Below are 16,062 nucleotides of genomic sequence, written 5' to 3' on the forward strand. Positions count from 1 at the left end.
TAAACCCGCCGGAAGCATGACAGCTTCCGGGAGGGGTGGGATTACGCCAATAATTCAAATACTCCAGCAGCACCCATTCCGCCACCGATACACATTGTCACGACTCCGAACTGTTGGTTTCTGCGTTTCATTTCATGTAGCAGGCTTAATGTCAATTTTGCCCCCGAACATCCTAGTGGATGGCCTAAGGCGATGGCTCCGCCATTTACATTGACAATCTCTTCATTCAAACCGAGCTCACGAATGATTTGAATGGATTGGGAAGCAAAGGCTTCATTCAGTTCAAATAAGCCAATATCCGATAACTCAAGACCCGCTAGCTTCAAAGCTTTAGGAATGGCTGCAATCGGTCCGATACCCATGATTTCAGGCGGTACTCCTGCGACAGCAAAGGAACGGAACTTACCCATCGGTTTCAACCCTAATGAAGAGGCCTTTTCCCCATCCATGACCATGACCGCGGCTGCACCATCACTCGTTTGTGATGAATTCCCTGCTGTTACGGATCCTGTAACAGAGAATGCAGGTCTTAGTTTTTTCAGCACTTCAGCAGTGGTGCCTGGACGAACGCCCTCATCCTGTGTAAATGCAAATGATTTTTCCTTTAACTTAAGATCTGGTCCCACTGAACGAAGGGTTACGTCAACCGGTACGATCTCATCCGAAAACTTTCCTTCTGCAATGGCTTTTGCCGCCTTTTGATGACTACGAACAGAAAATGCGTCTTGATCGTCACGGGAAATGCCGTATTTTTTTGCAACAGCTTCAGCAGTGTGACCCATCCCCATATAATATTCCGGTGCCGTTTCCGCAAGTCTCGCGTTCGGACGAGTTACATGGCCCATCATTGGCAAAAGGCTCATGGACTCCGCTCCGCCTGCAATGACAGTATCACTTTGGCCGAGCATGATCCTTTCCGCACCGTAAGCGATGCTTTGCAGCCCGCTTGAACAGTAACGATTAATCGTTATGGCCGGTACTGTATAAGGCAATCCTGCCAATGCACCAATGTTACGAGCCATGTTCAATCCTTGCTCCGCTTCAGGCATTGCACAACCGATAATCAGATCATCGATGGTGCCTTCATAATTCCCTGCACGCTTTAACGTTTCCTTTACGACAAGAGCCCCTAAATCATCAGGACGTACACTGGCAAGAGAACCTTTTTTCGCTCTTCCTACCGGAGTCCTTGCTCCAGCTACTATTACCGCTTCTTTCATGAGGATCCCCCTTACTCATTTTTAAGCTATCAATCTTGATCTCGTTTTGGCCATATCTTCATCTATTCATCAATTACGGAGTGGTTTCCCTTTAACAAGCATATGCTGCATCCTTGCCTGCGATTTCGGAGTCGAAATCAGTTTTAGGAATGCCTGTTTTTCTAGGTTCAAGATATACTGTTCATCTACTTCCGTGCCAAATGGGAGTTTTCCTCCTGCCAGGACGTATGCAAGCTCTTTGGCTATGACAAGGTCATGCTCTGATAAGAAACCTGAAAGGCGCATGGATTCCGCCCCTAATAGAAGTGCGGCATATCCCGTTTCACCAACGACAGGAATCTTTGTGCGGGCCGGAGCGGTATAACCTTGTTCATGCATGGAAAGTACCGCCTGTTTCGCATCATATAGCTGATGATCCGCATTCACGCTTATTCCATCCGCTGAATTAAGGAAATTGTTCCCTCTCGCTTCCTCGGCGGAGGTCGAAACTTTTGCCATGGCGACCGTTTCAAATACTTGGTTGGCCACTTTCTGCAAGTCGAAGTTGACGCCCTTCGGCATATTCCTCAACGTCTTCACATAAAGTTCTTTAGTCCCGCCGCCGCCTGGGATTAAACCTACACCAGGTTCCACTAGGCCCATATACGTTTCAGTCGTTGCCTGGATGCGCGCTGCCGGAAGGGACACTTCAGCACCCCCGCCAAGTGTCATATTAAACGGGGCAACCACTACAGGGACTGCACTGTACTTAATTTTAAGCATCGCCTGTTGGAATTGGCTGATGACCATATCGAGTTCAAAAATATTGTCATCCTGCGCTTCCATCAGCATCATTGCAATATTTGCGCCGACACAGAAATTCTTTCCTTGGTTTCCGATGACCAAGCCTTTAAAATTCGCTTCCGCTTCGTCGACCGCCGCATTGATCATTTGTATGATATCCAGGCCGATTGCATTATTCGGTGAAGTGAATTCAAGCAGAGCCACTCCATCCCCAATATCCATCAAGCTTGCACCACTGTTTTTCTTGATTACGCCTTTTTGCTTCTTGATCGCTTTAAGATTGATCACTTTAGGATTTTCGACAAGTTCCTTATATTCACCATTATCATAATAGTGAACTATGCCATTTTCTTCTTTATAGAAAGAAGTGATGCCTTTAGCGAGCATATTCTTCACCCATTGCGGAACGGTGATGCCTTCCGCTTCCATTCGGGCTACCGATCTTTCTACACCTATCGCATCCCAGGTTTCAAATGGGCCCGTGGACCATCCGAAGCCCCATTTCATCGCTTGATCGATTGCCACGATGTCATCCGCGATGTCTCCAAGCAGCTGGGCTGAATACACTAGCGACGGATTCAGAACATTCCAAAGTAATTGGCCGGCACGATCTTCGCTATAAACAAGCGCTTTCATTTTACTTTCCAAGCCCTTGGCCTGTTTAGCCATTTCGATGGAAGGCGTTTTTAATCTTTTTCGTGCATCATATTCAAGGGTTTCGGGATTCAGTTCAAGGATTTCCTTTCCTTTTTTCAAGAAAAATCCTTGGCCTGACTTGCTTCCAAGCCACCCATTCTTAAGCATTTCATTCATGAAATCAGGAATTTTGAAAACTTCCTTTTCTTCTCCATCCATCTGTTCATATACGTTTCCGGCAACATGTGCAAAGGTATCCAATCCAACTACATCAAGTGTCCGGAAAGTCGCGCTAGTTGCTCTTCCAATCAACGGACCTGTAACCGAATCGACCTCACCGACACTGTATCCGCCTTTTTGCATTTCCCGCAGAGTGACCAATAAACCATAAGTTCCAATGCGGTTTGCGATGAAGTTAGGGGTATCCTTGGCTTCGACGACACCTTTTCCCAGTACATCTTCGCCGAATCGTTTCATATATTCAAGCACTTCTGGTGAAGTTGCCTTAGTAGGGATGATCTCCAACAATTTAAGGTAACGCGGCGGATTGAAGAAGTGGGTTCCCAGGAAATGCCTTTGAAAGTCCTCCGAACGGCCTTCTGCCATCGCTTCAATTGAAATTCCGGAGGTATTCGATGAAACGATGCTTCCTGGTTTACGATGCTGATCAACCTGGGCGAACACACTTTGCTTAACCTCAAGCTTCTCAACGACTACTTCGATGATCCAATCGACATCCTTTAAACGACTTATATCATCTTCCAGGTTTCCTGCCTCGATCAACGCAATGTTTCCCCTGGCCGAAAGCGGAGCTGGTTTCTGTTTTAAAAGTTTCGTAATCGCTGTTTGGCTGATGCGGTTACGGACTTGTTTATTATCTAATGTCAGTCCCTTTTTCTTTTCATCCTCAGTGAGTTCACGAGGTACAATATCCAATAATAAAGTCGGAATGCCGATGTTAGCAAGGTGTGCAGCAATCCCTGATCCCATAACTCCTGACCCTAGAACAGCAGCCTTTCGTATTTGTCGAACCAAGTTCATATCCCCCTTACGCAATTTATTGAATGAATGCTCATTCATTTTTAATTCAAAAAAATTTTGAATATTTTTTCTTATTACTAATATAGAATATATTTGGAAATTCCGCAATGATTAAACAGGAAAAAAAATATTTTTTTCTCCGAGTTCTTTCGGTTATTTCTCCTCCGTTCAGTAAAAAATAACCGGGCAGGAGGTGACTTATATAATGAAGCGTAAAGATAACCCTTCTAAAGCAGCCGTAAGCGCAGCAAGCGTTAAAGGCAATGCCGGCCCTGGCGCTGAACGTCAACACGGAATCAATAAAGTGAACAGCCAGAACAACCAGTTCAAAAGATAATCCTTCTTAATTTGAGCAGCCGTCCCTTATCCGGGGCGGCTCTCGCTTCCTATTTCTTGAATAGGCCTTTTAAAACGAAAGCAATATTGGCCGGTCTCTCCGCAAGGCGGCGCATGAAGTATCCATACCAATCCGTACCATAAGGAACATACACCCTTACCTTATATCCTTCTTTAGCAAGTTCGATCTGCTTTTCAGTGCGGATGCCATATAACATTTGAAACTCAAAGGAATCCCGGGGAATTCCCTGATCCTTAACCAAGTCCCTCGTATAATCAATGATTTTATCATCATGTGTGGCAACGGCTGTGTAATGGCCATTTTGCATATGCATCTTAATGATTTTCTTGAAATTCTCATCCACATCTTTTTTGTCTGGAAAAGCCACTTCCCTTGGTTCTTTATAAGCCCCTTTAACAAGTCTTAGATTCGGATGGTATGCATCCAGCTCCTCAATATCCCTCTCAGTCCGATACAGATAAGCTTGAATGACAGTCCCCAATTCATTATATTCAGGCTTCAGGTTTTTGAATACATCCAAAGTCGGCTGACAGCGCGGAAAATCTTCCATATCAAGCGTCACGAAAACACGATGGGCTTTAGCTTCCTCCAAGATCCTCCGCATGTTATTCATTACGACTTGTTCGGACACATCCAAGCCCATCGAGGTCAGCTTCAGGGATAACTGTGAATCCAGTTCATTTGTGCCAATCATCCGGATAGCTTCGATGCACTCATCTGCCATCTTCCCTGCTTCTTGTTCATCTTCAATGAATTCACCTAAATAATCAATGGTGACAGCAAGCCCTTTCCGGTTAAGAACAGCAATCACATCACATGCCATATCCAAGGATTCTCCTGCCACGAAACGAGATGCACCAAACCGCAGCCCGTATTTTTTCGCTGCCTTGGTCATAGCTTTATTCTTTGATAAAAAAAGGAATAGATTTTTCAACATTCTTTCCATCTGCATTCCCCTCCAAATCATTTTGGAAAATAGATGCACAAGATTATTTTACCATTTAATTCATTTTTCAGATATTTAGATTCAAGAATAAAAAATTTCATGAAGGGAAAATTAAGCTCGTTTAAAGAACACTTAAGGAGGCAGAATGATGGAACAGCAAAATTCGTTTAATAGCCAACAGCAGTCGTCCGGCTTAATGAAACAGCCGCCGGAAATGGTTTCAGTGAAAGATAGCCTATACTTAACCGATATGCTTGCATGGAATCTGAATGCGGTTAAAAAAGCACATTTTTTTGCCACACAATGTAAGGACCCGCAAATCATTGATGCGTTAAACCGCTGCGGACTCATGCATCAACGCCATTACGATACCATTTTGAAACATTTGAACCCGAACCAAAACCAGGGTCAACAACAATATCAATAAGGAGGGTTCTTGATGCCCAATGAAAACAAAGTCCAAAATCCCGAATCTCCCGTGGCAAAAACACCGCAAATGAATGACAGGGACTTTATAAATGATATGCTTTCAACTGAAAAGTATTTTTGCAACTCCCTTTCCGTTGCCCTGCATGAAATGAGTAACCAAGCATTATTCCAAGACATTTTCTCCATTTCCAAAGAGAATCAGGAGATGCAGCGTGAACTCTATAACCTTATGTTCGAAAAAGGCTGGTATAGTTTAGAAAAGGCGCAAGCTACCAGCTTAAGCCAATCGTATCAACAATTTTCCGGTTATAAAAATCAATTCCCATCTGGAACGAACATTCAATAAGAAAAACATTCAGGGGAGTGGATTCTGCTCCTTTTGTTTTTTTGCTACAAATAAAGCCGGCCCCATCGGGGGCCGGCTTTATATTTAGATATCCGTTGAAAACATATACTTCTTATAGTGATACCGAATGCTGAATATTAAGCCCATGGCCATCATGTTCCCCATTAGCGAGCTTCCTCCATAACTGACAAATGGAAGCGGAATCCCCGTTATCGGTAAAAGGCCTACAGTCATGCCGATATTTTGAAAAACGTGAAACGTCAACATGCTTATAACGCCAACACAGATATATGTATAGAAGTTATTTTTCGTGTCCATTCCCGTTTTAGTTATATGGTAAATCAATAGGAAAAACAAGGAAATGATGATACTTGATCCGATGAAGCCGAATTCTTCACCGATGATGCTGAAAATGAAATCCGAATGACTCTCGGGCAAATACACTTCCCTCGAGCCGATTCCCTTGCCCGTTGTCTGGCCGGAGCCGATGGCCAGTAAGGATTTTGTTAAGTGATACCCTTCGGAGCTGGCATAATTATATGGGTCGAGCCAAGAATAGATACGGCCGAATTGATAGGATTTTACCCCTAGGTATTTTTCCAGGATTTCCGGCTTCCAAAGTACAAAGTAAAGGACGGTTGAAGCGACGACAATTCCTCCCGAAACGATCGGCAGCAGGATCTTCCATGTTACCCCTGATATGAAAATCATTCCGAGCATGATTGAAATGATGACAAGCGAGGTACCCAAATCCGGCTGTTGCATGATTAACAATAAGGGCGCACCGGTCACAAGACCAATCTTAATAAGCAGCCAAATATCCGTTTGAATCGTTTTCAGCGTGTTTTTGAGATGATGGTTCGATATGACATTGGCTAGAGCCAAAATCAGGAAAACCTTCATGAATTCCGATGGCTGAATCGAACCGATTCCCGGAATGATGTACCAACTTTTTGCACCATTCCGGACAGGAACGATGCTTTCCGGCATAATGATCAGCAAAAAAAGCAAAAACAATCCGAAGCCATACGCGTACCAAGATATTTTTTTCAACTGATCCGAATCCAAGGTGATGAAACCTAAGACGATTCCGATTCCAACTATATACCAAAAAATTTGTTTAATTAAGAAGTTTTCAGCGTACTGTCCAGTCGTTTGGGCACTATAGATTGCTAAGCAACTTCCCACGCATAATAACAGCAATATTGTGACCAAAGAAAAATCTATTCGTGATGAAAATTTATTTTGTTCTTCCATACTTAACTCTCCCTTAAAAAGGCTCCTGCGATATATCTATAAATACACTTATTCATTATACTTTAAACAAATAAAATCACAACTATATAGAAGAATAGTTTACAGGCATCATGGAGTTATTTCCATGAAGCCTGTAGGCAGGGAGAGTTATGCATGTGATTCCTTTGTTTTTCTCCGTTTCAGCATTAGGCTGACCAATCCATGGCTTGGGGAAAAGAGAAAGGCCAATCCGAATAATATGGCGGCCGAACCCACCATGCAGCCTGATATCGAGGCATCCAAAAAGGTGGCTGAATAGTAGCCGATGATGGAACTTAGCACCCCGACCCCGATACTGACCAATATCATGCTGCTTAAACGGTCTGACAGCAGATAAGCCGTTGCCGCTGGTATGATGAGCATTCCAACTACTAAAATGGAGCCTACACTATCAAAAGAAGCTACTGTTGTCAGTGAAATGAGGCTCATCAATAAGTAATGGAAGAACAGTACAGGAATCCCCATTGCAGCCGCAAGTGATGGATCAAAAGAAACGAGTTTAAACTGTTTGAAGAATACGAAGATCAGTATGAGGTTCAGGAAAAAACAACTGCCGACTATCCAAACAGCTTTTGGTCCAGCCTCGATTCCCGCGATTGTCATCGTGTTCCAGGGAGTATAGGCTATTTCGCCATAAAGGACATGTTCAAGGTCAAAATCTATTTGTTGCGTATACAGGCTCACGAGTACGATCCCCGTTGCAAAAAGGGAAGTGAATACAATCCCGATCGCCGCGTCGGATTGAACCCCCGACGATTGGAAAAGCTGGATCAAGAATACGGTAAGCAAGCCGAGCGCAGCAGCCCCGATCAGCATTGGAACGGAGTCACGAGTCCCGGTTATTAAAAATGCCAATACGATACCCGGCAAAACGGAATGACTGATGGCATCCCCAATCAATGTCATTTTCCTGACTATCAAAAAACATCCTACTACACTGCAAGAACCCGCCACCAATGCCCCGACTAATATAATCCAAAAATCATTCATGATGTGTGGCTCCCTTTCCTTCTATCCTGTTCGAGAGAATATTTCTTTTTCGTCGACACCCTTCTCCATACAGATGAAAGCACTCCGCGTTTAGGAGCAAAAAGCATGGAGAAGAAAAACCATACTGTCGCGGATAAGACAATTAACGGTCCTGTTGGCAAATCATTGACCGATGTACTGATCAACGTTCCGGAAACACCGCTCAACATTCCGAATATACCAGACAGGATGACCATGATATGCAGCCGCTCCGTCCAATACCTGGCAGAAACGGCAGGCGTGATCAGTAAAGATGCCATCAATACGACGCCTACAGCCTGGATACCGATCACTACAGCTGCCACGATCAGCATCATGATGAAATAATCCAGAAAAACAACCGGCAATCCCATCCCCTTAGCAAACCCAGGGTCAAAGGACAGTAATTTGAATTCTTTGAAAAATACGGTACAAGTGAAAATAAGAATAAAGGAAACCGTCATCATCATATACACATCGGACATGACCATTGACGCCGTCTGCCCGAATAAAAACGTATCCAATCCACTCTGGTTTCCATACTCGCTCTGCTGGATCTGCGTAAGCATGACAATTCCGAAGCCAAAGAAGGAGGATAAGACAATTCCCAAGGCTGCATCCTGCTTTATCTTGCTGTATCTCGTAAGCACACTGATCAAGAAAACAGCCACTAAGCCAGCAAGGGCCGCACCTATTAGAAAGTAGGAAGTGGATTTCACTCCAGTTAACATAAAGGCTACACAGATACCTGGTAATGCTGCATGTGCGAGCGTGTCACCAAGCAAAGACTGCTTTCTGAGGTAGGCAAAGCTGCCGATGACCCCGCTGCTTAATCCGAGGAACATCGTGCCAAGCAATATCCACCTTGTATTTGGATCGGTAATAATATCCAGTATGTTCATCGTGTACACCTCATTTTAATAAAAGGCCGGACTTTGTGTCTGATAGTATCGCTAGGCGGCCTCCATATGTTTCCTGCAAGTATTCGGGAATGAACACTTCTTCTGTCGGACCTATTTTCATCACCTTTTTATTCAATAACATCGTCCAGTCGAAATATTCCTTCACGGTAGATAGGTCATGATGCACAACCAGAACGGTTTTGCCTTTTTCCTTCAATTCCATCAGCAATTGTATGATTGCTTTCTCCGTTGCGGCATCCACCCCTACGAACGGTTCATCCATAAAATAAATATCCGCTTCCTGTGCCAATGCACGGGCCAGGAATATCCGTTGCTGCTGTCCGCCCGATAGCTGGCTGATCTGGCGGTTAGCATATTCAGCCATCCCCACCTTTTCCAGGCACTCCATCCCCTTCTGCCTTTCAGACTTACCTGGCCGCTTCAGCCATCCGAGATGACCATATCTGCCCATCATCACGACATCGAGTGCATTGGTCGGAAAATCCCAATCCACTGACTCCCGCTGTGGTACATACCCGATACTCTTCCTCATCGATTTATAAGTAGAACCCTTTATTGTGATTTGCCCCGATATTTTCGGAATCAATTCGAGTATTCCCTTTATCAAAGTGGACTTCCCTGCTCCATTGGGGCCTATGATACCAATTAAATTTCCTTCCGGCACCTCAAACGAGACATCTTCGACAACCGGCTTCTTATGATAAGCAATCGTTAAATTTTCGACCTTCAAAGCTGCTTGATTCATAGTTTCTTCCCCCTATTTCAATGCACGGACGATGGTGTCAGTATTATGACGGACCATTCCGATATACGTTCCTTCTTCCGTCCCTTTTTCACCCATTGCATCCGAGAACAATTCCCCGCCGATTTCCACTTTGTGACCCTGCTTCCCCGCTCCTTGAATGACAGCCTCGATAGCCTTCCTTGGTACGCTTGACTCAATGAAAATCGCTTTTATTTTGTTCTCAACGAGATAATTCCTCATATCCGTCACATCTTTTGATCCATATTCCGATAAAGTATTGATCCCTTGGAGACCTCTTACATCCAGGCCATATGACTGCCCGTAGTATCCAAAAGCATCATGTGCTGTTACGAGAACCCGTTGATCTTCCGGTATTTTATTAATTTCCTCTTGAACATATTTATCAAGTTCCTCCAAATGCAGAACGTACTCCTCATAATTTTCACGATACTCTGCTTCATGTTCCTGATCATTGGCAATCAATTCTTTCTTGACTGACTCCGCCGCTACGATCCAAAGCTTTACATCAAACCATACATGTGGATCATGTTCCGTTGCACTCACTTTGCGAAGCTGGTTCTCCTTGAAGTCCTCCGTTACGGCAATTGTCGGTTTATCCTTGCTCATCATTTCAAAGATATCCGTCATTTTCCCTTCAAGGTGCACACCGTTATAAAAAATCATATCGGCCGAATCCAAAGTCTCCACATCACCCTGTGTTGCTTTATAAAGATGGGGATCCACTCCGGGTCCCATTAAACTAGTGACCTCGACATGTTTACCGCCAATATTCTCCACCAAGTCCCCTATCATTCCTGTCGTAGCAACTACGTTCAACTTGCCATTGTCCTTATCCTGTTCGGTCGTGTCATTGCCGCACCCCGTTAAAATCAGCATTGCAGCAAGAACGCCCCCAATAAATTTTAGAAAACCCATCATTTCCCCTCCCCTTTTTCATTCCCCTAAAAATGTTTACCTAATGCAAAATTAAGTGTAAAATTTTTTACATTGTCGTAAATGCTAAAAAGTTTCCTATACACAACTTATTTTATACTATACACAATTATTCAAAAAAAGTGCAACTATTTTTCAAACATTAACAAAAAGGCGAATGATTTTTACGCACAGCAAAAACCGTCAGGAATCTCCCCTGGAGAGTTCTCTGACAGTCAGTTTTTCCATACATGAAACGTAACAATGAAGTTATATTTATATTGTGGAGTTTTTATGGTGAATATAAACCATGGGGACTATTTCGGGACGACGTAAAATTCACAAGTAAATGTGGGGATCTCACGCATTCGAGTGCATTGCCACTCATTTTTCCTGTTTCAGGGAAACTGCCAAATACGCAAATCCCAATTCAATTCCACAAAGCACAAACAGGGCGATTAAGGTTTGGAACATCATGATCTCCTCCTCCTCTAAGACTTATACCCATCTTAAAGGATGAAACCAATACCAGAACAAGACCTTATATGAAGAAATCTTCAGCAGGCTCACTCTGATCTCTTGCCCTGAAATGGGTTTCATATTGTACAATATATAAAAAGAAAAAACGGTGATACCATGACAAATATTAAAGAAATAGCTCAATGTGCCGGTGTATCTGTCTCAACAGTGTCCCGTGTATTGAATGATCATCCATATGTAAGCCCCGATAAAAGAAAGAGCGTCTTAGAAGCGATCGATCGTTTGAATTATACGAGAAACATTAACGCCATTCATCTTTCAAAAGGCAAGACCAATCTTATCGGCATCATCATTCCCTTCAACAATCATCCATATTACGGAGCAATCGTTAACGGAATCACTAAACAGGCAAATGCAATCGGCTGTCATATCGTCATCTTTCAAACAAATTATGACAGAGAGAAAGAAATCCAGGCTTTTAATATGCTGCAAATGAAGCAGCTCGATGGCATCATCGTTTGTTCAAGGATTTTGGAAATGAAAATCCTCTTGGATTATCAAAAATACGGACCGATTATTTTATGTGAAGATACAGCCCAGGCCGAATTCTCATCCATCAGCATAGATCATTATGCCGCTTTTTCCTGTGCCCTTGAGTACGTAATTACTAAAGGATATAAAAAAATCGGATACAGTCTCGGCCGTAAAAAGAGCAGAAATAGTTCCCATCGTACAAAGGCCTTTAACGATATCATGAGAAAACATAAACTGATAAACAATAAGGAATGGCTGTTTGAAGGCAGTTATCACATCAAAGACGGTGAACAATTGTTTCAGGATTGGAATTCAATGACGGACAAACCTGAAGCTCTCATCATCACGAATGATGACACGGCGGCAGGCTTCATTCTTACCGCTAAGAAATCGGGTACAAGGGTACCGGAAGATGTGGCCATTCTCGGCTTCAATAATGATAGCCTGAGTGAAATGCTTGACATCACAACCATTTCCTTACCACTAGAATGGATTGGTAAAATGGCAGTGGATCTATTTGAGAATCCTGAAGTGGTCAAACATGTAAAACTGGACTATGCCCTTATAAAAAGGAGTACCGTTTAGTTATCAGGATGCTTTTTTTTGGTATACTATCACTTGAATCTTTCCTTATTGCCATCTTTCATTTACTAGGAAAAAATAACCACACAAAATAATCATTGCGATATCCCAGAAGTTATTTTATAATTTTGATATAGTAAAGTTTACTCAATTACTAGCAATCTATTAACGGTTGCATGCATTTCATGAGTACAATCGTACGACGTCACTTACAAATTGGCGCAACGATATTAGAAAATTGAATACTTCCTCATTTACCGATGAGTTAGAGGCTGCAGCTTATAAAAGTAAGACGGACGAGATTCTGGAAAATTAAAGACTCCGTTTGAAAGGATAAGTTGCCGAAGTTAGGGTATATTCCATGTATATTCTTGCTGGCGGTGTTACCGAACAGGAACACCACTGTCACGTTTTTTCAAAAAGCGTGGGGAGCTATCTTCGGAAGGATAAACGGGTTTATTATAAACAGCCGTCGATCTTTTTCGACTGCTGTTTTTTATTTTTCGTTCCCTTCCAATAAAAAGGAGTGTAACATCAATTGTCAAATTCACAATTACCATCAAGCCCTACTGAACTGAAAAGGAGCCTGAAAGCGCGTCATTTAATGATGATTTCATTAGGTGGAACGATTGGAACAGGTTTATTTTTAGCAAGTGGCGGTGCCATTCATTCAGCCGGACCCGGCGGTGCCTTGGTGGCATACGCGGTCATCGGCATCATGGTTTATTACTTAATGACAAGTCTTGCAGAAATGGCAGCGTTCATGCCGGTGGCCGGTTCGTTCCGTGTCTATGCATCCAAATTCGTCGATCCATCTTTCGGTTTTGCGATTGGTTGGAACTACTGGTATAACTGGGCAATCACCATTGCCGCCGAATTGGCAGCCGTTGTCTTAATTATGAAGTTCTGGTTCCCGGATAGCCCTTCATTTATCTGGAGTGCCATTGCGTTAATCACTATGTTTCTTATCAATTACATGTCAGTTAAAGGTTTCGGGGAAACGGAATTCTGGTTTGCCATGATCAAGGTCGTGACAGTCATCATTTTCTTGATTACGGGTGTACTGATCATTCTCGGAATCATGGGTGGGAATGACCCAATTGGTTTTTCCAATTTCACGATGGGCGAAGGTCCCTTTAACGGAGGGTTCTTCACGATTCTTGGCGTATTCATGGCTGCCGGCTTTTCATTCCAAGGAACCGAATTGCTTGGAGTGACTGCTGGTGAAAGTGAAGATCCAGAAAAAAATATCCCTAAAGCGATCAGATCCGTTTTCTGGCGCATCCTCTTGTTCTATATCCTTGCAATTTTCGTTATTGGAATGATCATTCCGTTTACGGATTCACGTTTATTGAGTCAAGATGTTGCCGTAAGTCCATTCACGCTTGTATTTGAACGTGCCGGCCTTGCATTTGCTGCATCCATCATGAACGCGATCATTTTATCATCCGTACTCTCTGCAGGTAACTCTGGCATGTACGCTTCAACCCGTATGCTATGGGACTTGGCACGTGACGGGAAAGCACCGAAATTCCTAGGCAAGCTAGATAAAAGAGGCGTACCTGTGAATGCACTTATCGTGACTTCATTAGTTGGCTGCGTTGCATTCTTAGCTTCATTTTTCGGTGATGGCGTCGTTTATATCTGGTTATTGAATGCTTCAGGCATGGCGGGATTCGTCACCTGGGTAGGGATTGCGATTGCCCATTATCGGTTCCGCAAAGCCTACGCTGCACAAGGCCTTGATATCAATGATTTACCATACCGTGCAAAAGGCTTCCCATTCGGGCCTATATTCGCACTTGTCCTTTGTATGATCATTATCATCGGACAAGGCTATCAGGCTTTCAGCAGCAATGGGATTGACTGGAATTCAATGTTCGTTTCCTACATTGGCTTGATTCTATTTTTCGTCCTATGGATCGGCTATAAAATTAAGCATAAAACGAAAATCATTCCCCTTGAGGAATGTGATCTTAAATCAAAATAATACGCAAAGGACCTGCTCTTCCCTAATCGGAGAAGAACAGGTCCTTTTTTCATTTCAAATGATAAACACGGCATTCATAAGGTTGCATGGGTTTGCTGGAGATTCCTTCTTCCTCCTGATCATAATTCCCGATCAGCCTTGTGGCAGAATAGGCATGCAGCTCTTCAGGCAAAGTATAGGGAGCATGCTCTTCTTTAAAGTTGCATAGCACCAACAGCTTTTCTTCTTCAAATGACCTCGTGTAGGCAAATATTCGTTCATCATCCGGCAACAGCAGTTCAAAACGGCCATAAACGACGATATCATGTTCCTTGCGTAATTGGATAAGCTTTTTATAAAAATGAAAAATGGAATTGTGATCATTGTAGGCCTTTTCTGCATTAATCTCGGAAAAATTGGGGTTAACCTTAATCCAAGGAGCCCCTTGCGTGAATCCTGCGTTCCGGGAGTCATTCCACTGAATCGGTGTTCTCGCATTATCGCGGCTGCGAGCGTGGATGGCTGACATCATCCGCTCTTTTGACCAGCCATGAGAATTGACGAGTTCGTCATATGAATTCAATGTTTCGATATCCCGGTATTCATCGATGCCCTCAAATGCCACATTGGTCATGCCAAGCTCTTCCCCTTGATATATATAAGGTGTACCCTGAAGCATATGAAGACAAGCGGCAAGCATCTTAGCGCTTTCAATGCGATACTTTCCATCATGACCAAACCTTGAGACAACCCGGGGCTGATCATGGTTGTTCCAGTATAAACTGTTCCAGCCATCCCCCTCCAAACCAGTCTGCCATTTGGAGAGAATTCGCTTTAAATCGGTTAGCTTCCATTGATCGTTACTCCATTTCCCTTCTGGTCCGCTCCCCAAATCCATATGTTCGAATTGAAAGACCATATGTAGCTCACCACGATCTTTACCTGTGAACAATTGCGCTTCCTCCGGTGTGACGCCTGGCATCTCCCCAACCGTAATCACGTCATATCCAGAAAGTGCCCGCTGATTGATTTCCTGCAAAAACTCATGTATGCGCGGGCCATTCAGGAAAAACGGGCTTCCGTCACCATACTGCTTCTCATGATGAATGGATCCATCTGAATAGCTTTGATCTTTTGAAAGGAAGTTTATGACATCCATCCGGAAGCCATCGACACCCTTATCCAGCCACCAAGTCATGATGCTGTAGATTTCTTCACGGAGCTTAGGGTTCTCCCAGTTTAAATCCGGTTGTTTCCTGCTGAATAAATGTAAATAATATTCATCTGTTCCTTCATCATATTCCCATGCTGAACCTTTAAAAATGGACTCCCAATTATTTGGCTCTTTCCCGTTCCTACCAGGCTTCCAAATATAATAATCACGTTTCGGATTATCTTTTGAGGATCGGGATTCCTTGAACCACGGATGTTCATCTGAAGAATGGTTGACCACCAGGTCCATCATGATCTTCATTCCACGTTCATGAACCGCCTTCAACAGCCTATCGAAATCTGCCATGGTCCCGAATTCAGTCATAATTGATTGATAATCACTGATATCGTACCCATTATCATCATTGGGAGATTGATAAACAGGGGATAGCCATATCACGTTCACTCCCAGCTCTTGTAAATAATCGAGCTTCATAAAGATCCCGTTTATATCCCCTATCCCATCGCCATTACTATCCATAAAACTCCTTGGATACACTTGATACACAACTGCTTCTTTCCACCATGCTTGGTCCATGTCTTTCCCCCTTTTTAGCCGCATTGATATAATCATTACACCAATACCCCTATTATAAAGGGGGAAACTTCAGAATATTCTAC

Annotated in this window: 14 protein-coding genes and 1 riboswitch; of the genes, 5 read left to right on the plus strand and 9 right to left on the minus strand. The window is 43.3% G+C overall.

What is annotated here, in order from left to right; genetic code table 11:
• Nucleotides 1-41: 41 nt before the first annotated feature.
• Both ACFVS1_RS18535 and ACFVS1_RS18540 read right to left on the minus strand, forming a co-directional pair.
• Nucleotides 42-1,220, minus strand: a complete 1,179-nt coding sequence (locus ACFVS1_RS18535) for an acetyl-CoA C-acetyltransferase (RefSeq protein WP_352923812.1) — start codon at nt 1,218-1,220, stop codon at nt 42-44.
• A 69-nt stretch (nt 1,221-1,289) separates the two neighbouring features.
• Complete coding sequence (locus ACFVS1_RS18540; protein ID WP_387549636.1) at nt 1,290-3,674, minus strand: 3-hydroxyacyl-CoA dehydrogenase/enoyl-CoA hydratase family protein; 2,385 nt, start codon at nt 3,672-3,674, stop codon at nt 1,290-1,292.
• Nucleotides 3,675-3,882: 208 nt separating this feature from the next.
• Between ACFVS1_RS18540 and ACFVS1_RS18545 the strand changes: the two genes are divergently transcribed.
• Entirely contained in the window at nt 3,883-4,017 is a 135-nt protein-coding gene (locus ACFVS1_RS18545; RefSeq protein ID WP_072273724.1) for a YuzL family protein, read from the plus strand.
• Between the two features lie 49 nt (nt 4,018-4,066).
• Here the strand turns inward: ACFVS1_RS18545 and ACFVS1_RS18550 are convergent, their stop codons facing one another.
• Nucleotides 4,067-4,984 (minus strand): proline dehydrogenase family protein, encoded by a 918-nt coding sequence (locus tag ACFVS1_RS18550; protein ID WP_352923816.1) that lies wholly within the window; start codon nt 4,982-4,984, stop codon nt 4,067-4,069.
• Nucleotides 4,985-5,129: 145 nt separating this feature from the next.
• On the opposite strand from ACFVS1_RS18550, the gene ACFVS1_RS18555 reads away from it, so the two are divergent.
• Nucleotides 5,130-5,411, plus strand: a complete 282-nt coding sequence (locus ACFVS1_RS18555) for a hypothetical protein (protein WP_387549638.1) — start codon at nt 5,130-5,132, stop codon at nt 5,409-5,411.
• Nucleotides 5,412-5,423: 12 nt separating this feature from the next.
• A complete protein-coding gene (locus ACFVS1_RS18560; RefSeq protein WP_352923818.1) occupies nt 5,424-5,759 on the plus strand; it encodes a spore coat protein in 336 nt (111 codons plus the stop codon).
• An 84-nt stretch (nt 5,760-5,843) separates the two neighbouring features.
• On the opposite strand, the gene ACFVS1_RS18565 is transcribed toward ACFVS1_RS18560, so the two are convergent.
• The 5 genes from ACFVS1_RS18565 to ACFVS1_RS18585 form a co-directional block, all read right to left on the minus strand.
• Nucleotides 5,844-7,016, minus strand: a complete 1,173-nt coding sequence (locus ACFVS1_RS18565; protein ID WP_387549640.1) for an FtsW/RodA/SpoVE family cell cycle protein — start codon at nt 7,014-7,016, stop codon at nt 5,844-5,846.
• A gap of 147 nt (nt 7,017-7,163) precedes the next feature.
• Nucleotides 7,164-8,045 (minus strand): metal ABC transporter permease, encoded by an 882-nt coding sequence (locus tag ACFVS1_RS18570; protein WP_387549642.1) that lies wholly within the window; start codon nt 8,043-8,045, stop codon nt 7,164-7,166.
• Entirely contained in the window at nt 8,042-8,965 is a 924-nt protein-coding gene (locus ACFVS1_RS18575) for a metal ABC transporter permease (protein WP_101223668.1), read from the minus strand. The genes ACFVS1_RS18570 and ACFVS1_RS18575 overlap by 4 nt, the downstream gene beginning before the upstream one ends.
• 10 nt (nt 8,966-8,975) lie before the next feature.
• On the minus strand, nt 8,976-9,731 hold the full coding sequence (locus ACFVS1_RS18580; RefSeq protein WP_101223669.1) for a metal ABC transporter ATP-binding protein: 756 nt from the start codon (nt 9,729-9,731) through the stop codon (nt 8,976-8,978).
• Between the two features lie 12 nt (nt 9,732-9,743).
• A complete protein-coding gene (locus ACFVS1_RS18585; RefSeq protein WP_387549645.1) occupies nt 9,744-10,667 on the minus strand; it encodes a metal ABC transporter solute-binding protein, Zn/Mn family in 924 nt (307 codons plus the stop codon).
• 633 nt (nt 10,668-11,300) lie between these two features.
• Here ACFVS1_RS18585 and ACFVS1_RS18590 point away from each other — a divergent pair.
• Nucleotides 11,301-12,263: a LacI family DNA-binding transcriptional regulator gene (locus ACFVS1_RS18590; protein WP_352923827.1), complete on the plus strand. Its 963-nt coding sequence runs from the start codon at nt 11,301-11,303 to the stop codon at nt 12,261-12,263.
• A gap of 255 nt (nt 12,264-12,518) precedes the next feature.
• Nucleotides 12,519-12,703, plus strand: a riboswitch (Lysine riboswitch).
• Between the two features lie 95 nt (nt 12,704-12,798).
• Nucleotides 12,799-14,250 (plus strand): amino acid permease, encoded by a 1,452-nt coding sequence (locus tag ACFVS1_RS18595; protein WP_387549647.1) that lies wholly within the window; start codon nt 12,799-12,801, stop codon nt 14,248-14,250.
• 49 nt (nt 14,251-14,299) lie between these two features.
• Here the strand turns inward: ACFVS1_RS18595 and ACFVS1_RS18600 are convergent, their stop codons facing one another.
• A complete protein-coding gene (locus tag ACFVS1_RS18600) occupies nt 14,300-15,979 on the minus strand; it encodes a glycoside hydrolase family 13 protein (protein ID WP_387549649.1) in 1,680 nt (559 codons plus the stop codon).
• Between the last annotated feature and the right edge of the window lie 83 nt (nt 15,980-16,062).

It is taken from the genome of Peribacillus sp. NPDC058075, assembly GCF_042885195.1.
Taxonomy (GTDB): Bacteria; Bacillota; Bacilli; order Bacillales; family DSM-1321; genus Peribacillus.